Source organism: Mesorhizobium maamorense (assembly GCF_044998965.1).
In the GTDB taxonomy this organism is placed as follows: domain Bacteria; phylum Pseudomonadota; class Alphaproteobacteria; order Rhizobiales; family Rhizobiaceae; genus Mesorhizobium.
In genome coordinates, this window is record NZ_CP173356.1 from 4,153,896 (window position 1) to 4,173,414 (window position 19,519).

Annotated in this window: 19 protein-coding genes and 2 pseudogenes; 11 read left to right on the forward strand and 10 right to left on the reverse strand. The window is 64.8% G+C overall.

Features of this window, described 5'->3' with window-relative positions:
• Positions 1-81: 81 nt before the first annotated feature.
• Both ACIU1A_RS20720 and ACIU1A_RS20725 read right to left on the reverse strand, forming a co-directional pair.
• A pseudogene (locus ACIU1A_RS20720) lies at positions 82-639 on the reverse strand (GNAT family N-acetyltransferase).
• 52 nt (positions 640-691) lie between these two features.
• Entirely contained in the window at positions 692-1,396 is a 705-nt protein-coding gene (locus tag ACIU1A_RS20725; RefSeq protein WP_404925157.1) for a DNA helicase, read from the reverse strand.
• A 290-nt stretch (positions 1,397-1,686) separates the two neighbouring features.
• On the opposite strand from ACIU1A_RS20725, the gene ACIU1A_RS20730 reads away from it, so the two are divergent.
• Positions 1,687-2,673, forward strand: a complete 987-nt coding sequence (locus ACIU1A_RS20730; RefSeq protein WP_404927978.1) for a hypothetical protein — start codon at positions 1,687-1,689, stop codon at positions 2,671-2,673.
• 46 nt (positions 2,674-2,719) lie between these two features.
• Here the strand turns inward: ACIU1A_RS20730 and ACIU1A_RS20735 are convergent.
• Positions 2,720-3,510, reverse strand: a pseudogene (locus ACIU1A_RS20735) (alpha/beta fold hydrolase).
• Between the two features lie 36 nt (positions 3,511-3,546).
• Between ACIU1A_RS20735 and ACIU1A_RS20740 the strand changes: the two are divergent.
• Positions 3,547-4,473: a LysR family transcriptional regulator gene (locus tag ACIU1A_RS20740; RefSeq protein WP_404925158.1), complete on the forward strand. Its 927-nt coding sequence runs from the start codon at positions 3,547-3,549 to the stop codon at positions 4,471-4,473.
• Between the two features lie 28 nt (positions 4,474-4,501).
• Here ACIU1A_RS20740 and ACIU1A_RS20745 read toward each other — a convergent pair whose 3' ends face one another.
• The gene (locus ACIU1A_RS20745) at positions 4,502-4,951 is read right to left on the reverse strand and encodes a GatB/YqeY domain-containing protein (RefSeq protein WP_140495922.1); all 450 of its coding nucleotides are present in this window, start codon (positions 4,949-4,951) and stop codon (positions 4,502-4,504) included.
• A gap of 278 nt (positions 4,952-5,229) precedes the next feature.
• Between ACIU1A_RS20745 and carA the strand changes: the two genes are divergently transcribed.
• Entirely contained in the window at positions 5,230-6,441 is a 1,212-nt protein-coding gene (gene carA / locus ACIU1A_RS20750; protein ID WP_140818126.1) for a glutamine-hydrolyzing carbamoyl-phosphate synthase small subunit, read from the forward strand.
• 13 nt (positions 6,442-6,454) lie between these two features.
• On the opposite strand, the gene ACIU1A_RS20755 is transcribed toward carA, so the two are convergent.
• From ACIU1A_RS20755 to mntR, 3 genes are all read right to left on the reverse strand, one after another.
• The gene (locus tag ACIU1A_RS20755; RefSeq protein ID WP_404925159.1) at positions 6,455-7,828 is read right to left on the reverse strand and encodes a TCR/Tet family MFS transporter; all 1,374 of its coding nucleotides are present in this window, start codon (positions 7,826-7,828) and stop codon (positions 6,455-6,457) included.
• Positions 7,829-7,877: 49 nt separating this feature from the next.
• Positions 7,878-8,810, reverse strand: a complete 933-nt coding sequence (locus ACIU1A_RS20760) for a neutral zinc metallopeptidase (protein WP_140639636.1) — start codon at positions 8,808-8,810, stop codon at positions 7,878-7,880.
• Positions 8,811-9,014: 204 nt separating this feature from the next.
• Complete coding sequence (gene mntR / locus ACIU1A_RS20765) at positions 9,015-9,464, reverse strand: manganese-binding transcriptional regulator MntR (protein WP_181165236.1); 450 nt, start codon at positions 9,462-9,464, stop codon at positions 9,015-9,017.
• A 232-nt stretch (positions 9,465-9,696) separates the two neighbouring features.
• On the opposite strand from mntR, the gene ACIU1A_RS20770 reads away from it, so the two are divergent.
• The 3 genes from ACIU1A_RS20770 (at position 9,697) to ACIU1A_RS20780 (ending at position 12,703) form a co-directional block, all read left to right on the forward strand.
• Positions 9,697-11,061: an Nramp family divalent metal transporter gene (locus tag ACIU1A_RS20770; protein WP_404925160.1), complete on the forward strand. Its 1,365-nt coding sequence runs from the start codon at positions 9,697-9,699 to the stop codon at positions 11,059-11,061.
• Positions 11,062-11,107: 46 nt separating this feature from the next.
• Positions 11,108-11,950, forward strand: coding sequence for a protein-L-isoaspartate O-methyltransferase family protein (locus ACIU1A_RS20775; RefSeq protein ID WP_404925161.1), 843 nt, complete (start codon positions 11,108-11,110; stop codon positions 11,948-11,950).
• A gap of 102 nt (positions 11,951-12,052) precedes the next feature.
• A complete protein-coding gene (locus ACIU1A_RS20780) occupies positions 12,053-12,703 on the forward strand; it encodes a dihydrofolate reductase family protein (protein WP_140524852.1) in 651 nt (216 codons plus the stop codon).
• 61 nt (positions 12,704-12,764) lie between these two features.
• Here ACIU1A_RS20780 and ACIU1A_RS20785 read toward each other — a convergent pair whose 3' ends face one another.
• Positions 12,765-13,673, reverse strand: a complete 909-nt coding sequence (locus ACIU1A_RS20785; RefSeq protein WP_404925162.1) for a LysR substrate-binding domain-containing protein — start codon at positions 13,671-13,673, stop codon at positions 12,765-12,767.
• Between the two features lie 56 nt (positions 13,674-13,729).
• On the opposite strand from ACIU1A_RS20785, the gene ACIU1A_RS20790 reads away from it, so the two are divergent.
• Positions 13,730-14,329, forward strand: coding sequence for a LysE family translocator (locus ACIU1A_RS20790; RefSeq protein WP_404925163.1), 600 nt, complete (start codon positions 13,730-13,732; stop codon positions 14,327-14,329).
• 62 nt (positions 14,330-14,391) lie between these two features.
• Here ACIU1A_RS20790 and ACIU1A_RS20795 read toward each other — a convergent pair whose 3' ends face one another.
• Positions 14,392-15,186, reverse strand: a complete 795-nt coding sequence (locus tag ACIU1A_RS20795) for an SDR family NAD(P)-dependent oxidoreductase (protein WP_404925164.1) — start codon at positions 15,184-15,186, stop codon at positions 14,392-14,394.
• Positions 15,187-15,378: 192 nt separating this feature from the next.
• On the opposite strand from ACIU1A_RS20795, the gene ACIU1A_RS20800 reads away from it, so the two are divergent.
• Positions 15,379-15,843, forward strand: coding sequence for a MarR family winged helix-turn-helix transcriptional regulator (locus ACIU1A_RS20800; protein ID WP_140495930.1), 465 nt, complete (start codon positions 15,379-15,381; stop codon positions 15,841-15,843).
• A 41-nt stretch (positions 15,844-15,884) separates the two neighbouring features.
• On the opposite strand, the gene ACIU1A_RS20805 is transcribed toward ACIU1A_RS20800, so the two are convergent.
• Positions 15,885-17,063: an MFS transporter gene (locus ACIU1A_RS20805; RefSeq protein WP_404925165.1), complete on the reverse strand. Its 1,179-nt coding sequence runs from the start codon at positions 17,061-17,063 to the stop codon at positions 15,885-15,887.
• A gap of 194 nt (positions 17,064-17,257) precedes the next feature.
• On the opposite strand from ACIU1A_RS20805, the gene ACIU1A_RS20810 reads away from it, so the two are divergent.
• The 3 genes from ACIU1A_RS20810 (at position 17,258) to ACIU1A_RS20820 (ending at position 19,513) form a co-directional block, all read left to right on the forward strand.
• Positions 17,258-17,614 carry a helix-turn-helix transcriptional regulator gene (locus tag ACIU1A_RS20810; RefSeq protein WP_140495932.1) on the forward strand — a complete coding sequence of 119 codons (357 nt, stop codon included), beginning with the start codon at positions 17,258-17,260 and terminating at the stop codon, positions 17,612-17,614.
• A 71-nt stretch (positions 17,615-17,685) separates the two neighbouring features.
• On the forward strand, positions 17,686-18,444 hold the full coding sequence (locus ACIU1A_RS20815; RefSeq protein ID WP_140624067.1) for a metallophosphoesterase: 759 nt from the start codon (positions 17,686-17,688) through the stop codon (positions 18,442-18,444).
• A gap of 217 nt (positions 18,445-18,661) precedes the next feature.
• On the forward strand, positions 18,662-19,513 hold the full coding sequence (locus tag ACIU1A_RS20820) for an SH3 domain-containing protein (RefSeq protein ID WP_404925166.1): 852 nt from the start codon (positions 18,662-18,664) through the stop codon (positions 19,511-19,513).
• The last annotated feature ends 6 nt before the right edge of the window (positions 19,514-19,519 follow it).

Here is a 19,519-nt window from a genome sequence, read left to right on the forward strand (position 1 = left end):
GCCTGATCCGGGCGTCCACCGGCGCAAGCACGACGCGATGAACAGTCATGTCTCGCCCGGCGGCTGCGCAGCTCCAACGCATTACAGATCGACGCGGAACCGCAGGCTCTCCGCTCCGCCATAGGCGGCATCTTCGAGGAAACGTTCGACCAGTCTGCCGCCGTTGGCCAGGATCACTTTGTGCGAAGCCGGATTGCCAGGTTTTGCGGTGATGTCGACATGAGCCAGGCCGACCGCCCTCGCCTCATCCAGCATAAGCCGCAGCGCTTCCGTCGCGTAGCCGCGTCGCTGTTTCCACGGCACCACGGCGTAGCCGATATGGCCAAGCACGTGCGGCGGCAGCGCCGACGTGCCCTTCTGCCAGCGCAGGCCGATCGAGCCTGACGTCTCGCCGTCCCACATCCAGCGCCTGAAGCCCGGCAGGCGCGGGACCTGTCTGCCGTCAGGCTAGGTGATCGGCGGCCCCTTGGCCTCGGGATCATCGAGGCTGGCCAGGAACGCCGGCGGATCCTCCTCGATTGCGGCAAGCTGCTCGCGAGCTGCCTCCATGAGCCGTACATTGTCGGGCGACCAGCCGCGCTCGAGCGCAGCCTTGTAGGACGCCAGATGCTTGAGCCCGGGCTTGACGATTTCGATCATGATCCATGCTCCCTCGCAGGCCAAGCAGGCATAGCGATGGCCACTGGAACGCTCAAGCGGGCTGGAAGCGGATCGCGCCCTTGTTGAGGAAACACGCTTTGCTGAACAGCGACAGATCCAGCGGGTTCGGTAGCCGAACGTCGCTGATATCGGGAAACGGCTTCGTCGACGGATCGTAGGAGCGGTCGATCTGCGAGATGAAGACCAGGATCACGCCCCTGTCACGCGCAAAAGCCTTCAATGTCCGGACCTGGTCCATCAGTTCCGGATTTTCCCGCTTCTGGTCGAGCAGTTGCAGATAGTCGATGACCGCAAGCGTCCCGCGCGCCGCCGATCCCAACACCTCGACGATGTAGTCGGCGCTGATGCCATCGGAAGTGTCGGACGCGAACAATCGGTCGAACTGGGCGGGGTCTGCCCCGATGGCGCGGAACCGGTCCAGCACATCGCGATGCGTGTATTCCAACGAGAAGAACACGCTGCGATGGCCACGCTTCATGGCTTCGACCGCGAGTTCGAGGCTCATCAGCGTCTTGCCGTGGCCTGGTCGCGCACCGACCAGAACCAGGTCGCCGGGCATCAGCCGCGAGAACAGCCTGCCGGCGGCCGTCGTCTCGGCTGCCTTGGCCGCAAGCAGACTCCAACTCGCAAAACCTTCGCGGGCTGCAATACGGTCAAGCGCCTGATGGAGCGGAATCTTCTCCTCGCGGGACAACAGCCTGGCTTGACGCTTCAGATTGTAAATGGGCGCAATCATCGCAAACCTCCTGGTGCGAGCAGTCTTCGCAACCCCTCCTTATGCCTGGTGCTCGAACAGTCGGTTCGATGATCGGATTGCCCCGCATGAATGATGCTTTCCCGACGGAGGGAGGAGGCGTGGGCGCGCCGGAATCAGACAATACCCTAATGCTGGCGGGTCGAAAACGCGCATACGTGCCGGGAATGCTGAACAAGATGTGTTTCGCCGGCGGGCGTAAGCCGATTTATGATCGTGCCGGGGGTGATTCACCGCCAAAACACAAACGCTTCGACAGGAGAACGGGTCTGGTGCGGTTGAGATCTATCCCGCTGGGTGTCGTCGCCAGCCTCTTCCTCGTTGTCGTCGCTTTGACGGCACGGTCCTTTGCCGCGCCCTCGGCCATTCCGGCCTGGCTGCAGGCCCATGTCGGCGAAGGTGATGGCCAGATCTCAGCTGTGGTCCTGGAGCGGGCCCGAGCGCTTTACCTGAAGAAAGTCGGCGCAGGAGCCGTTAACAATCCCTGCTACTTCGCCATGGATGCGACGCGCCCTAGCGATCTGGGCAACAACAAACTGGGTCACCGTTATTACATCATCTGCGAGGCCAGCCAGGCGTTTCGCGCCGTTTCGGCGGGCCACGGCAGCGGCCGGAATCTGAAGGGCGTCGCAGATTTCGCCAATGGCAAGCGCTGCGCGAAGAACTTCGGCAATGCGCTGGATTCGTCACTGACCGCCGGCGGCGCCTATATGACCGGCGAGGCGAAAACCTCGTTCAAGGGCTATTATCGCACCGCAGCGAAGCAGGACGTGGCTTTCATGCGTACCTTCGTGCAGTTCGATGGCGAGGGCGAGGCCGCGAACGCCAGGCAGCGCGTGATCGGCGGGCATCCGGCGGAAGTGCTGAAGGGAATGTGTCTTCGCAAAGACCCGGCCAGCTCGCATGCCGACCATGACGGCTACGTGCCGTTCGGCAAACTGGTGGATTATGCCGGCGGCCGCAGCAATGGCTGCACCAGTTGGTCGGCGGCGGATGCGCGGCAGATCATCCCGATGGTGAAGGACGATCCGACGACGCTCTACATCTACCCTGAATCGCGCGACATCGCCGCCGTTGCGCAAATCGTGGCGGCGGGTCGTTCGCCGTCGGACGCTGGGCCCTATTGGAACGCATCCTGCCTGAAGGAAATCGGCTCTCCGAAATTCTGGCCGCGAAAGACGCTCGAGCCGATCATCGCCCAATACAGGAAGGACCACCCGGCACCGCCGCAGCCGGTGCCGATCTGCAAGGAGCCTTGAGGTCCGTCCCGGCTCGGGGGATGCGGGGGCTAGGGGATCGCATCCCTCAGCGCAGAAAATCGAACACCGCCTGAATGAAACCGGATGGATATTCGACATTCGACAGGTGAACCGCCGGCAGGACGACCAGCTTCGCGCCGGGCACCGCCGCGGCAATCAGTTCGCTGTGGCTGGCCGCCGTCACCGTGTCGTGCTCGCCGGCGATCACCAGCGTCGGCCGCGAGATCAGCGCCACGGTGCGGCGAAGGTCGGCGTCGCGCACCGCCGCAAAGAGGCCCGCCAGGCCCTGCCGGTCGATGGCGAGCAGCATGGCGCGAAATTCCTCGATGACGGGCTCGTTGGCCGCCACCATTTTTGCCGGGAACCAGTTGTTGAGGAACGTTTCGGCGGTTTCGGCCATGTCGGGCGCCTGCCGGACGGCGGCAATGCGCTCGTCGAAATAGCTTGCCGGTCCGAGATGCGATGAGGTGTTGCTCAGGATCAGCCGGTCGATCCGCTCCGGCGCGTGGATGCCGAGCCATTGCCCGACGAAGCCGCCCAGCGACAGGCCGAGGAAATGCACGCGGCCAGGCCGAGCGCGTCGAGCAGCTCGATCACGTCGCCGCCGAGCCGATCGAGCGAATAGGCGCCGGCCGGCACGCTCGATCCGCCATGGCCGCGAAAATCATAGCGCAGAAGATGGAAATGCCTGGACAACTCGCCGACCTGTCCATCCCACATATGCTGCGTGGTGCCGATGGAGTTCGACAGCATCAGCACCGGCTTTGCCGCATCGCTGTCGAAGCGGTAGGCGATGCGCGTGCCATCGCCAACAGTTACGAAATTCAGCTCATTCATGACAAAGTCAGGACAATCTCTGTAACTAAAGCTGACATGGCTGACTTCACCTTGCACGATCTGCAGTGCTTCGACGCCGTGATCCGCACCGGCGGCTTTCAGCCGGCGGCGGCCCTGTTGCATCGTTCACACCCGGCTGTATTCGCCGCTGTCGCCAAGCTGGAACGGCAGCTCGACCTCGTTCTCCTGGACCGCAGCGGCTATCGCGTGCGCCCGACCGAGGCCGGGCTGTCGTTCCACCGCCGGGCGCAATCGCTGCTGCGCGAACTGGAAGGCCTGCGCGTGCATGCCGCCCAGCTCTCGATGGGCGAAGAAAGCGAAATCCATGTGGTGATCGGCGACCTCTGCCCACGACCGCAGGTGCTGGGCCTGCTCGGGCGGTTCTTCGCGCAATGTCCCGGCACGCGTCTGCACCTGCACTTCGAGGCCGTCGGCGGCCCTTGGGAGCGTCTTTTCGACGACGAGGCCGATCTGGTCCTGCACTGGATCGACAAGGGCGATGCGCGGGTGGAATGGATCGACTTGTGCAAGGTGCCGTTCATTCCCGTGGTGGCACCGGGCTTTCTGCCGGAGCGCATCGAGCCGCCGATCACACTCGACCAGATGCAGGCGCTCACCCAATGCGTGATGCGCGACACTGCCCGCCATTCACCGCAACAAGATTACTTCATGGTCGAAGGCGCGCCGCAATGCCTGGTCGCCGACCAGGGCATGAAGAAGGAGATCATCCTGCAGGGCCTCGGCTGGGGCCACCTGCCACGCTTCCTGATCGAGGAGGAGCTGCGTGATGGACGCCTGCGGTCCATCGCCGGCCCTCATATGCCGGGCCGCACCGACGAACTGGTGGTGGCGCGCCGCCGCGACCGTCCCCACGGGCCGGTCGCCAACCGTTTGTGGGATCATATCCAGCAGGAGGCGCCGGCATTGCGCCACGCGTTGGAGCCCCAGAAGGTTGTTCCATAGGGCAGGCAAGCACCGACGGTCGCGCCGGCTACTGCAGCAGTCCCTTGACGATGCCGCTTGCCTTGCCGAAATCCATCTGCCCGGCATATTTCTGCTTCAGCGCCGCGATCACCTTGCCCATGTCTTTCTGGCTGGCGGCACCGGTCGCCGCGATCGCCTCGCGCGCCGCGGCGGTGATGGCGGCGTCGTCGAGCTGCGTCGGCAGGAAATCGCGGATGATCTCCATCTCGCTGCGCTCCTGCGCGGCCAGTTCCGGACGCTTGCCGTCTTCGAAGGCCTTGGCCGATTCTTCGCGCTGCTTCACCATCTTGGCCAGGATCTGCAGGATCTCCTCGTCGCTGGCCGGTTCCTTGCCGGCACCGCGATTGGCGATATCGCGATCGTGGATGGCGGCCTGGATCAGCCGCAATGTCGGCAGCCGGTGCTTGTCCTGCGCCTTCATCGCGCTCTTCAGGGATTCGGCGATTTTTGCGCGCATCGTGCTCTCTCCTACGGTCGGCGCGGACAATAGCGCCCGGTGCGGACCAACGCAAACCCTGATATGTCCAGGCAAGCCTATGATATTGCTCAATGAAATAAATCGCAGCGGCATTTCCCATCATCATTGACCGACCTGCCCCCTTCCCCTATGTACTGGGTCTTGCATGAACTGAAGCTTGAGTGCGTGGAGGCCGCGAATTCGCCGCTCCGCGCCGTTTGCCGCGCAAATAGCCCGCCGGGCCTGTTTGAAGCGCGCGGCCTGATAGGAACGCCGCCATGGCCGACACCGCGTCCACCCCCGCTTGGGCCACCGAGAAACCGACGGCATTGCTGGTGCTGGCCGACGGCACCGTCATTGAGGGTCGCGGTCTCGGCGCAACGGGTTCGGCGGTCGCCGAGGTCTGCTTCAACACCGCGCTTACCGGCTATCAGGAGATCCTGACCGATCCGTCCTATGCCGGCCAGATCGTCACCTTCACCTTCCCGCATGTCGGTAATATCGGCACCAACGGCGAAGACATCGAGGACCTCAATCCGGCTGCTCGCGCCGGTGCCGTCGGCGCCGTGTTCAAGGCCGATGTCACCAATCCCTCCAACTACCGCGCTGCCGGCCATCTCGATCAATGGCTGAAGAAGCGCGGCATCGTCGCCCTCTCGGGCATCGACACCCGCGCGCTGACCGCGTTGATCCGCGAAAAGGGCATGCCCAACGCCGTTATCGCGCATGCGACCGACGGCGTCTTCGATCTCGACGACCTGAAACGCCGCGCCGCCGCGTGGTCCGGCCTGATCGGCCTCGACCTCGCCAAGGAGGTCACGTCAGGCCAGTCCTCGGTGTGGCGCGAGACGCCTTGGGTGTGGGACGAGGGCTTTGGCGAACAGGACGAGCCCTCCATGCATGTCGTCGCCATCGACTATGGCGTCAAGCGCAACATCCTGCGCCTGCTTGCGGGGCTTGGTGCCAAGGTGACCGTGGTTCCGGCCAAGACCGGCGCCGAGGAAATCCTCGCCATGCAGCCGGACGGCATCTTCCTGTCCAACGGCCCCGGCGACCCTGAAGCCACCGGCGCCTACGCCGTGCCGGTCATCCAGGACCTGCTCAGGACCGAGATTCCGGTGTTCGGCATCTGCCTCGGCCACCAGATGCTGGCGCTGGCGCTGGGCGGCAAGACCGCCAAGATGCATCAGGGCCATCACGGCGCCAACCATCCGGTCAAGGACCACACTACAGGCAAGGTCGAGATCGTCTCGATGAACCACGGCTTTGCCGTCGACGCCGACTCGCTGCCGTCAGGCGTCGAGGAAACCCATGTCTCGCTGTTCGACGGCTCGAATTGCGGCATCGCGCTGACAGGCCGGCCGGTATTCTCGGTCCAGCACCACCCCGAGGCCTCGCCCGGCCCGCAGGATTCGCATTATCTGTTCCGCCGCTTCGTCAACCTGATCCGCGAAAAGCGCGGCGAGGAACTGCTGGCCGAACGGGCTTAGTTCCGACAGATCCTCATATTCGTGCCCCATCTTCCGCGACGCCTTTGGTGACGGTTCCGAGTGCCGCGGGCCTCGCCACTTTCGTAACGAAGACAACGAGCGCCAGCACTAGGAAAACCGCGCCAACCAGGTAAGGCGCACCGCCGAAGGTCACTGGCGCGCTTGGCCCGGTGAACCAGGAAAAGATCGCGGTATAGAGCAGCGGCGTGACGATCGATGTGATCGAGAAGATCGACGTCATCGCGCCTTGTAATTCACCCTGCGCCGAAGGCGGCACCTTGGCGGCGGCGAGGCTCCTGAGCGGCGGGTCGGCCAGCGCTTCCAGGCAGCCGACGACGATCACCGCATAAATCATCCAACCCTGCGTCGCGAAGGCGTAGCCGAAAGCACTGAGCGCCGTGAACGCCAGACCGATCACCGCCGTCCTCCACTCGCCAAGCCTGGGAATGATGCGTGGCAGCACCGTTGCCATGACGATGGCTCCGCACAGGCCGAAAGCGCCGAGCGAAAAACCGATCTGCTGCTCGTTCCAGCCATAGCGATAGCTGGAGACGAACGACCAGACCGCCGGATACATCATGTGGCCGAGCGTCATCAGGAAGAAGACCAGCCCGATCCAGCCAATGCCTTGATATTGGCGCATCTGCAGAAGCGTGCCGACCGGGTTGGCGCGTTTCCACTCGAAGCGCCGGCGGTGCTTTTCATCGAGCGTTTCGGGCAGCAGGAACAGCGCGATCAGGAAGTTCACAAAGGCAAGTCCGGCGGCGAAATAAAACGGCACGCGCGGCCCGAAGGTGCCGAGCAGCCCGCCAAGGACCGGCCCGATGACGAAGCCGACGCCGAAGGCGATGCCGAGCAGGCCGAAATTCTTGGCCCGGTTCTCATCGTTCGAGATGTCGGCGATGAAGGCTGATGTGGTCGAATAGCTGGCGCCTGAAATGCCGGCCAGCACGCGCCCGATGAACAGCATCGGATAGGACCAGGCTATGGCGCAGATCAGATTGTCGATGGAAAACGTCAGCACGGAGGCGAGAAGGATCGGCCGCCGGCCGAACCGGTCGCTCAACCCGCCCATGACGGGCGCGAAGAAGAACTGCATGGCCGCATAGACGAAGAACAGCCAGCCGCCTTCGATCGCCGCCTGCGAGACGCCGACGCCGGTCAACTCTTGCAGATAGGCCGGCAGCACCGGCATGATGATGCCGAATCCGATGATGTCGAGGAGCAGCGTCGTGAAGACGAGCGCAAGCCCCCGCTTGGCGGTTTTGGGATCCATCATGGGTTCGTCTGCTCCTTCCCGGCGCCTGGCGCGCAGGCGGAGGCACTTATAGGCGAGCCCGCCGGCAGGAACAATGAGGGAACAAGCAGGACGTTCGCATCCTGACATCCCCTGACGACATCCTTGCCGTCAGGTCACCCGTGAAAGAACCGGATGCTCAGATCGGGTTGTTGAACGTATCGCAGTCGGAAAGCTTGCCGCTCTTGTAGCCGCGTGCCAGCCAGGTCTGCCGCTGCGCCGACGTGCCGTGGTTGAAGCTTTCCGGCACCACATAGCCCTGCATTTTCTTCTGCAGCGTATCGTCGCCGATCTGCCTGGCGGCATTGAGCGCGCTTTCCATATCGCCTTGCTCCAATATGCCCTTCTGCGCCGTATAATGCGCCCAGACGCCGGCGAAGCAGTCGGCCTGAAGCTCGACGCGCACCGACATCTGGTTGGCTTCGGCCTCGCCCATGCTTTGCCGCATCTGGTTGAATTTGGACATGATGCCGGTCAGATTCTGCACGTGATGGCCGACCTCATGCGCGATCACATAGGCCCGCGCGAACTCGCCCGAGGCGCCGAACTGCTGGTCCAGCTGCTGGAAGAATGTCATGTCGAGATAGACCTTGTGGTCGCCGGGACAATAGAACGGTCCGGCCGCCGACGAGGCGAAGCCGCAGGCCGAGCGGATCTGCCCGCTGAACAGCACCAGCTTAGGGTCCTCATAGGTCAGTCCGTTGGCCTTGAAAATGCCGGTCCATGTGTCCTCGGTCTCGGCCAGCACGGTTGCCACGAACTGCTTCATCTCGTCGGAAGCCGGCGCACCGGTGCCGCCGTCCTGGCTGCCGCTGTTGTCCGTTATCTCGCCGCCGCCAGGCAGCAGGCCTCCACCGCCGCCGCTCAGCACCTGGATCGGATCGATGCCGAAGGCTTTCAGGCCGAAATAGAGCACGACGAGGATGATGATGGTCGAGATCGACATGCCGCCGCCGCTGCTGCCGCCGATCGGAATGCGGAACTGGCCGGGTCCGCCGCCCCCAAATCCGCCGCCGCCGCTGCTGCGCTGGTCCTCGACATTGTCACTCTGACGACGGCCTCTCCAGAGCATGGCAACTCCCCGCGCTGCGAATTTACTGGTCGATCCGGCGCGAGGCCGGCTCCACCTCATAACAATTATCTCAATGGTTGCGCCAAGTCACAGCATTTTTCGCAGCCATGGCCATGGTGGCATGATGGCTCCGCCGCTCTGGCCGCGACTGTGGAATGTCCATGGTATCGCCGGCGAAACGGGGCCGGCGGCTTGGCAAAGTCCCTAGCCCGCCGTCATCGCCTTGCGGAACGCTTCCAGCGTCTCGGCGCTAACATGGTGCTCTATGCCCTCGGCATCGATGCGCGCCGTCTCGGCGCTGACGCCGAGCGAACGCAAAAAAGCCTCCACCGTCTGGTGGCGAATGCGGCTCTCTTCCGCGACCTTGCGACCGGCTTCGGTGAGGAACACGCCGCGATAGGGCTTTCTGGAGACCAGCCCGTCGGCACACAGCCTGGTCAGCATCTTGGCCACTGTCGGTTGAGCGACCCCCAGCCTGGCCGCGATGTCGACCTGGCGGGCCTCGTTGCCGTCCTCGATCAGGTCGGCGATCAACTCGACATAGTCCTCGACCAGCGCGCTGCGGCGCGCTTCGCGCGTCTGCCGGAACCCTTCCGAATGGACATCGGCATCGGGCAGCGGCTCACGCGGGACCGGTCTGTTCTTCAGCGCCAATATGCGCTCCTCCTTGGCTGCCCGAAGATTGAATCGGCCCGCATTCATAGCACGGGCCCCGACAATCCTGGCGTTTATTTGCATTCGGGCCCAGGCGCAACCGCATCGCCGCCGCGTCGGAGCACGATCGATCGCATCACAAAAGCATGATCAATGAAATATAGCATATTGCATAATGTTGAGCCGTGGCATAGATAGGAGACATCATCCATTGCATCACGCGGAATTCGCCATGTCCGAAACCGACGCCACCGCCATAGCCAGACCAGCGTGGCGGTTCGACAGGCCAGGCGATGAGCAGCCGAGCCTGCGCGAGGTCAACTCCTCGATCGCCGTACCGAATTCGGGCGTCTGGTTCCGTCGGCTGTTTGCCTTCATGGGGCCGGGCTACATGGTCTCGGTAGGCTATATGGACCCGGGCAACTGGGCGACAGACCTCGCCGGCGGCGCCCAGTTCGGCTACACGCTGCTGTTCATCATCATGCTGTCCAACCTGATGGCGATCCTGCTGCAGGCGCTGGCCGCGCGTCTCGGCATCGCCACCGGCCGCGACCTCGCACAGGCCTGCCGCGCCTACTACCCACGTCCGGTCAACTTCGTGCTGTGGATCGCCTGCGAGCTCGCCATCATCGCCTGCGACCTCGCCGAAGTGATCGGCACCGCGATCGCGCTGCAGCTCCTGTTCGGCATTCCGCTGATCGGCGGCGCCATGCTCACCGCGCTGGACGCCTTCCTGGTGCTTTTGTTGATGAACAAGGGCTTCCGCTATCTCGAAGCCTTCGTCGTCGCGCTTCTGGTCATCATCTTCAGCTGCTTTGCCATCCAGATCTTCGTCGCCGCGCCACCGGCCGGCACGATCCTGCATTCGATGTTCGTGCCGTCATCCGAAATCGTCACCAATCCGGCGATGCTCTACATCGCCATCGGCATCATCGGCGCCACCGTCATGCCGCACAATCTCTATCTGCACTCCTCAATCGTGCAGACCCGCGCCTACGAACGCACCGACGAGGGCAAGCGCGACGCCATCAAATGGGCAACGACGGACTCGACCATCGCCCTGATGCTGGCCCTGTTCGTCAACGCCTCGATCCTGATCGTGTCGGCGGTCGCCTTCCACAACACCGGCCACCAGGACGTCGCCGAGATTGGCCAGGCTTTCGAACTGCTGTCGCCGCTGCTCGGCCTGAGCATCGCCTCGATCCTGTTTGCCGTGGCGCTGCTCGCCTCCGGCCTGAACTCGACGGTGACCGCCACGCTTGCCGGCCAGATCGTCATGGAAGGCTTCCTGCGCCTGCGCATTCCGCAATGGGCGCGGCGCCTGCTGACGCGCGGCCTCGCCATCATCCCCGTCGTGGTCGTCACCGCGCTCTACGGTGAAAAGGGCACTGGCCAGTTGCTGGTGTTCAGCCAGGTGATCCTGTCGATGCAGCTGCCCTTCGCGGTGATCCCGCTGGTGCAGTTCGTCTCCGACAGGAAGACGATGGGCAATCTCGCCATTCCGCGCGGCGTTGCGGCGCTCGCCTGGGTGGTCGCCGCCATTATCCTGGTGCTCAACTTCAAGCTGCTCTACGACACGCTATTCGGGATCGGCTGAGATCGGCCGCGACAAAGACGCGACCCGCGCTATTTTTCGGTCTGTCATGACGACGATAGCCCAATCCCGAAGCTTCTATGCCAAGCTGATGGCTGCCCAGGCGCATTCCGCCGATCCGCGTCTTGAAGGGGTGTTCGCGGCCGTGCCGCGCGAGGCGTTTCTCGGTCCCGGCCCATGGACGATCGTCGCCGGCAAAGGCGTTATCGAGACGCCGAGCGCCGACCCGCGCTTCATCTACCAGAACGTGCTGGTGGTGCTCGATGCCGACAAGGGCATCAACAATGGCGAGCCGTTCCTGCACGCCATGTGGATCGGGAAACTCGCGCCCAGGCCCGGCGAGGCTGTCACTCACATCGGTGCCGGCACCGGCTACTACACGGCTTTGCTGGCCAGGTTGGTTTCACCTGGTGGCACCGTTGCCGCCTTCGAACTGGACGCCGATCTTGCCTCGCGGGCAAAGGCAAACCTTGCGGCCTACGAGAATGTCACTGTCATTCCTGGCGATGCCGTCACATCGGACTTGCCGCCATCGGATGCCATCTATGTCAATGCCGGCGTCGCGGCACCTCCACCCGGCTGGCTCAAGGCGCTGAAGCCGGACGGCCGCATGATCTTCCCGTGGCGCCCGGCCGAGCGCGTTCCCCTGGCCGTTCTGGTGACCCGCACCGAAAAAGGTTTTGCCTGCGACCCTTTCATGCGCTCCTGGTTCATCCCTTGCTCCGGCGCGTCGGTTGCAAGCCCCGCGGCAAAAATCCCGACGCGCGACCAGGCCGCGCGCAGCCGCTCGATCTGGCTAACAGCGGACAAGTTGCCGGACCGCACCGCCACCGCGATCTTTGAGCATGTCTGGTTTTCGTCACGCAGCCTCGATGCGCGGCCTCGGGTCTGACGAACCGAAATTCGGCACGCCCTGTCGGACGGCCAGCCAGTCATCCGTCCTTGGGCTGAAGTCCGGCCCTGACGGCGTGGATCGAAACAGGAGGAGCATCCCATGAGAAAGATCATAGCGGCGACATTCGTCAGCCTCGACGGCGTCATGCAGGCGCCGGGCGGCCCGGAGGAGGATCCCGTCGGCGGCTTCAAGTTCGGCGGCTGGACGTTCCACTATTTTGACGAAGTGGCGGGCGCGGCAATGGATGAACTATTCTCCAAACCCTTCGCCCTGCTGCTCGGCCGCAGAACCTACGACATCTTCGCCGCGTACTGGCCGTATCAGAAAGATCCGATCGCCGATGCCTTCAACCCTGCGACCAAATATGTGGCGACGCATCGTCCGGATTCGCTCACCTGGCAGAACACGCAATCGCTTGGGCCTGATATCGTCCCGGCGTTGCGCCGCCTCAAACAGGAAGATGGACCTGACCTGCTCATCCAGGGATCGGCCAATCTGATCCAGACCCTGCTCGCCAATGGGCTGATCGACGAGATTCGGCTGATGATCTTCCCGCTGTTGCTGGGCAAGGGCAAGCGGCTGTTCGGCGATGACGCGATGCCGGCCGCCTTCAAGCTGACCCGCTCGCAGGCTTCCAGCACCGGCGTCATCATGGCGACCTACGAGCGCGCCGGCGAAATCAAGACCGGTTCCTTTGTCACGGGGGAGCCATCCGACGCCGAGCTCGAGCGGCGCAGGACCTGGAAGTAAACGCTTCTTTTCCTCTCCTCCACGAACGTGGAGGAGAGGAAACCAGGTTCTGAAAATTCCCTCAAGCCGCCTGCGGCCGGCGCGCCAACCCGTCGCGTATATGCCGTGCGAACGCTTGCGCCGCCGGGCCGACGCCGTGCCTCGGCAGATGCAGGTTGATCGAGAAATTCGGCAGCGGCGGCAGGCCGGACTCGGACGGCAATATGTCGAGATCGGCCGGCACCGTGGAGGCCAGCCAGGTGGTGACGGCCAGGTCGGAGCGCACCGTCGCGGTCGTGGCGTCGATATTGCCGTTCTCGAACACGGTGCGCCATTCCAGCCCATGCTCGTGGAGCGCCGAAAGCACCACCGGCCGGAAGGCGCAGCTGTCGGCGACCATCGAGACCGGCAGGGGGCGCTTGGCGCGCGCGACACCGCCCTTGGCGCCGACCCACACCAGCCGATCGATGGCGAGGCACTCGCCATGCGATGCCCCCACCCGTTCCTCGATGACCGCCAGGTCGATGGTGCCGGCCGCGAGCGCCGCGGCCAGTTCCGGCGAGGAGGCGCAGACCAGCGATATCTCGACCTGCGGATACGTTTGCGCATAGGCCTTCAGCACCGGCGCCAGCGTCGTGCCGACAAGGTCGTAAGGCACGCCGAACCGCACCTGGCCGGCCACGGCATTGGCAGCCATTTCGGCCCAGATCTCGTCGTTGAGGCTGAGCAGCCGCTTTGCCTTGCCGAACAGCCGCTCGCCGGCAGAGGTCAGCCGCAAGCCGCGCCGGTCGCGCTCGAACAGGCTGCGGCCGAGCGCCTCCTCCAGCCGCCGGACTTGCTGGCTGACGGCGCCTTGCGTCAGGTGCAGCGCATTGGCCGCCGCCGTCATGCTGGCTTTGTCGGCGACGGTGACGAAGGTGCGCATGAGCGTCGTATCGAGGTTGCGGATCATGTCCGCATTATAGATGCTAATGCCTGTCATCGTAAACATTGCATTTACTGATATGCGGCTGCATCTAACATGGGGCCTTCGACAGAGGACGCCGCATGCTCCAACCCGTCATCCCGCTGATCCTGTTCGCCCTGGTGGCGACCAGCACGCCCGGCATCGCCACCACCTTGTCGACGGCGTCGGGCGCGCAGTTCGGCTTTCGCCGCTCCATCCCGCTGGTGGTTGGCAGCGCGGCCGGCCTGGCCACAGTCACCGGGGCGGCGGCCGCCGGACTGGCCGGCCTGCTTCTCGCCATGCCGTCCTTGCAGCTTGCCATGAAGATCGCCGGCTCACTCTACCTCGTCTGGCTGGCGCTCAAGATCGGCCGTGCGGGAGCGCCCAAGCTCGACCTGACGATGATCAAACCGAACAGTTTTCTCGGCGGTGCCGGCATTCAGTGGATGAACCCCAAGGGCTGGGCGATGGGGCTTGGAGCCGCGGCATCCTTCGCCGCACTCGCCGACGGGCCGGCGCGGCTGGCGCTGCTGCTCGGCTCCACCTTCGGCCTTACCGCCGCCTTCTCGCTGTCGCTATGGTGTGTGGCCGGCATGCTGCTCGCCCGGCTGCTGAAGACCGAGCAGCAATGGCGCACGCTCAACATCCTGCTCGGCCTGGTGCTGGCGGCATCGATCATTCCGATGTGGCGGCAGCCGTAAGATGGGCCTGCAGAACCTGGGTTCCTCGCCCCCGCAAGGCGAGGCGAGGAACCCGAATCCTGTCAAGCCGCGTAGCGCGCGGCTGGCTTATCGGCGTGCAGGCTGCCGTAGAAGGTCTGCCGGGCGCCAAGGAAGGCGTCCAGCTTGGCCGTATCGGCAAGCGCGGGCACGGTGACGGCTTCGCCCCTGGCCAGGCCGACAAGGGCAGCATCGACCATATCGTCGGCGGTCATGATGATTTCCTTCGGAAGCTGGTCGATATCGCTTCCCGCGACTTCCCAGAAATCGGTCCGGGTCGCCCCCGGCAGCACCACCTGCGCCTGGACGTCGGTGCCGGCGACCTCGCGCTGCAGGGCTTCGGTGAAGTTGACGACATAGGCCTTGGTGCCGCTGTAGATGCCGCCGAACGAGGTGTCGAAGGCCAGCACCGAGGCGATGTTGACGATAGCGCCGCGGTTGCGCGCCAGAAATCCCGGCAGCACCGCGCGGGTCAGGCGCGTCAAAGCGATGACATTGACCTTGATCATGCGTTCAGCCGCATCGGCGTCCGCCGTCGCAACCACCTGCGCACCGCCAAGCCCGGCATTGTTGACCAACAGCGTGACGCTGTCATCCGTCGATACCGCCCGCTCCACCCGCCGCACATCATCGTCGTCGGCCAGATCGGCACTGATCACGCTGACCTTGCGGCTGTAGGCATAGCGCAGCCTTTCAGCCAATTCCTCGAGCCGGTCGGCGCGGCGCGCCACCAGCACCAGATCATATCCCTGCCCCGCCAGCCGGTCGGCATAGACAGCGCCGATGCCGGAGGAAGCGCCGGTGATGACGGCGGTGCCCTTCTTCTCATTCTTGCTCATTGTCCTGTTCCTTTCGCGCTCTTCGCTCTGGTTCGGCTTCGACGGATGCGCCGGCTGCCGAGCTTCTCGATCGTCAATTGGTGGCATATGCCACTTTCGGCGAAGTAGGTATATGCCACTATCTTGTCAACGGCGGCCGCGAAAACTATTTCTGCGGCAGGCTGGCACAGGCTTTGCCAGCGAGGAGTTGACATGACCGATCTTCAGCAACCGGGATTCAGCCGGTGCAACAATGCCACCTTGCGGCGCACCGCGCGCAGGCTCGGCCGCTTCTACGACGACGCGCTTGCGCCTTCCGGGCTGAAAGGCACGCAATTTGGCCTGCTCTTTCAGATCAGTGCCAGCAGCGAACCGGCGATGGGGACCGTTGCCGAGGCGCTGATCATGGATCTCTCGGCGCTCGGCCATACGCTGAAGCCGCTGGTCCGCGACGGCTATGTCGAAACCTTCCCCGATAAGGACGATCGCCGCGTCAAGCGCGTCCGGCTGACGCCGCACGGCCAGGCCAAGCTCGAAGAGGCGATCAGGCTGTGGAGTGTCGCCCAGCAGCGCTTCGAGGAGATGATCGGCGCGGAGCAAGCCGCGAAGCTGCGTGCGACGCTGGATGATGTGGCCTCTCTGGACCTCGAAACGCCGGCGGCCGCTCCCTCCAGTTGAAGCGGCCGCGTAAGAACCAGTGACGAAAAGCTCGGCGCCCTCTACTCCGCCGGCATGGCGACCGGCCGCGCCAGCATCCGGCCGGCCAGCACGATGCCGAGCCCGACGACGGGGAAGACGGCCGCGATGAGGCCCAGATCGGCCGGACCGCCATAGCGCAGCACGGCGCCGCCAACCACCGCGCCGAGCGCCACGCCGAGGTAGAGCGCCGAGGCGTTGAGCGACAGCACGATCGGGGCAGCGTCGGGGGCGAGCTTGATGATGCGGCTCGCCTGCGCCGGCGGGAAGGCCCAGCCGACGATGCCCCATGGCACCATCATGCCCATCAGCGCCGGCCCGGCGAGATGATGCGGCAGAAAGGCCGGAATCAGCGAGAAGGTGACGAGCATGGCAGCGCTCAGCGCCAGCGACCAGCCGACGGTGCGCGTAGCGCCGAAGCGGTCCGCGGCCTGGCCGCCGGCGATGTTGCCGATTACGGCGCCGACGCCGAAGGCGAGCAGCATGCCGGGCAGCGCTATCGGGGAGAGCCCGCTGGCTTCGATGGCCAGCGGCGCGATGAAGCTGAACACGGTGAAGGCGCCAATGAGGGCAAGCGTGGTCGTCACCAGGATCGGCATCACGCCGGGACGCATTGCCGCCGCCAGCCGGCGCTTCAGCGGCAGCTTGGTGCCGATGATGCCGCGCGGCAGCCGATACCAGAGGATGACGCCGGCGAGCGCGCCGAGGCCTGCGATGGCATAGAACGTGCCGCGCCAGCCGGCTATCGCCGCGACCAGCGCACCGAGCGGGGCGCCCACCGCCACCGCCACCGTGGTGCCGCCGACGACGACGGCAATGGCGCGGGCCCGGTGATGGTCATCGACCAGCGCCACCGCCGTGCCTTGCGCGGTCGCCGCGAACAGGCCAGACGACAGCGCCATGATGATGCGCGCGGCGAGCAGCACTTCGAAGGAGGAGCTCAAGGCCGCGGCAACATTGCCGATGACGAAGAACACCAGCGTCCACAGGATGACGCGGCGCCGGTCCCATTCGCCGGTCAGCGTCGCCAGGATCGGCGTGCCGACCGCATAGGCGAGCGCGAAGGCGGTGATCAGCGTGCCGGCGAGCGGAACGGAGATGCCGGCGTCCCTGGCGATGTCGGGCAGAAGGCTGGAGATGACGAAGCCTTCGGTCGAGATCGCAAACGATCCGAGCGCAAGCCAGAAAATCCGCTTGTCCATGGCGATGTGTCCTTAGTTCAAAAGTTATTGAACAATTGGACATAACCCGGCAGGATGTCAATGAAGCCAGGGAAAAATAGCACAACCATCCTGACAGCACTGTGTCAGCACGGTCGTGAAAGGGAGAGCGGGGTGCACGGCAGACGCGGAGCGGGTGCGTTGAAATCGGCCGGAACTGTGCTTAGGTTGCAGCCATGAGCCTGCCACATCCCAATACGGACCAGATCAGCCTGCCGATCGTGCTCGCCGTGCTCGGCGACCCGACGCGGCTGGCGATCGTGCGTTATCTCGCCAGCAAGGAAGGCGTGCCGCTGAACTGCAGCAAATTCCTCGATCTCGCCTCCAAGACCAATCTGAGCTACCACCTGGCAAAGCTGCGCGAGGCCGGCGTGACCCGCGCAGAAGTGGCCGGCACCAACCGCATGATCACGCTGCGCCGCGCCGATCTCGATGCCCGCTTCCCCGGCCTGCTCGACAGCATTATTGCCGCCGCAGGCGACGATCCAGCGCTGCCGGCCGTCGGCGGCCATGATATCGAAGTGACGGCCTGACCTCGCGGGATCTGGGTTCTCGCCCCACGGTAATGGGGAGAGGAAACGCTGCCTCACAACCGGAGCTCCCCATGCGCATCGCTGTCCTCGCCGATATCCATGGCAATGTGCTGGCGCTTGACGCCGTGCTCGCCGACCTCGAGCGGCGCGGCGGCGCGGATATCACGGTCAATCTCGGCGACAGCGTTTCGGGTCCGCTCTGGCCGCGCGAGACGTTTGCGCGGCTGGAAGCGCTGGACCTGCCGACCGTGCGCGGCAATCATGACCGCCGCGTCGCCGCCGATCCGGCCGATGAGACCATGTGGGCCTCCGACGTCTACGCGCGGGAACGGCTGACCGGGGCGCAGCGCGAGGTGCTGTTCGCCCAGCCTCTGACGCTGGAGATCGCGCCCGGCGTGATCGCTTTCCATGCCAGGCCCGATCATGACGAGAAATACCTGCTCGATGCGATCACCGATGGCCGGCTGGTGCGTGCGCCGCTGGCGGCGATCCGGCGGCGGTTGAAGGCGCTCGATCCGGCCTGCCGCCTGGCCCTGTGCGGCCATAGCCACCGGGCCGAACTGATCCGCTTGCCCCGCGGTCCGGTGATCTTCAACCCGGGCAGCGTCGGCTGTCCCGCCTATGAAGACTCGACGCCGCCGGCGCATTCCTCCGAGCAGGGCGCGCCGCATGCGCGCTATGGCATCGTCACTTCAGGCGAGCCCGGCCGGCCCGACCGTTTCGAGGCCATCGCCGTCGACTACGATCACGAGGCGGCCGCCAGCCAAGCCGAACAGGCGGGGCGGCCCGAATGGGCCCATGCGCTGCGAACCGGCTTCATGCCCGGCTGAATGCTCTTCGCATTCATGCCGCCAGGCTGCTCTCTCCCCGCTCTCCGATCATCGCCCTCACGCAGCTCCGTCCCTGCCGGAAGAAAATCTCGCTTCTGGACATGGCGCAGCGTCGTCGCCTATAAAATCGGCTTCGCGTGTGGCGGCGTTTTCGTATCTGGCGGTGCCTTTGGTAATGCAATCTATCGGCCACGGCGAAGCGATGAAGCGCCGGTCTATGCTCCGAACGACGCTCTTCGCGCTGATCGCCGCTCCTTTGCTTCTGACGGTGGCCCATGCCGAAGATGGGCCGTTCATCTCCATCGTCACCGGCCTCGCGCCCGACGATCTCCTCAACGTCCGCGCCCAGCCATCGCCGATCGGCAAGACCGAGGCGCGTCTGGCCAACGGCGCCAGCGTGAACAATCTCGGCTGCATCGATGTCGATGGCCGCCAATGGTGCAAGGTCGAGGCCGAGAACCCGAAAATCAGCGGCTGGACCCCCGCGCGTTACCTGAACCCCGTCAATCCGGCTTCGCCGCCCGATCCGGATCAGGCGGATGCGGCCGCCGCCGCGACCAACGATGCAGGCCAGGCGCTCGGCGCCGCAACGGTCAGCCCCGCTGCCGCGCCGCCGCCCGCCTTGCCGCCCGACCTGACGGCGCGGCTGGGCGGAGCCGACAATGCGGCTGCCCCCGCAACCACGCCGAAATCCGCCGCAGTAATCGCCATGCAGGATGCCTACGGCCTGGCGCTGGTGGCGAATGAACCGCCGTCCACTGGGGAGAATCCGGCTCAGGCGGAGGCCAGCGCCGGAGGCGCCGCCATTGAAATTCCCTGTGCGCGCAATGTTGGCCAGCCGATGACCCTTTGCGCGGCAAGTGTCGAGCACAAGGGCAGCGACAAGGCCGACGTCACCGTGACCTGGCCCGACGGCGGCAGCCGCGTCATCTCCTTCTATGGCGGACTGCCCGCCGGCTCCGACGGCGACAGCGATTTCCGCTTCACCCGCGAGGGCAGCCTCAGCATGATCCGCGTCGGCGTCTCCGAACGATTCGAGATTACGGACGCAGTGGCGTTTGGGCATTAGTTTGGA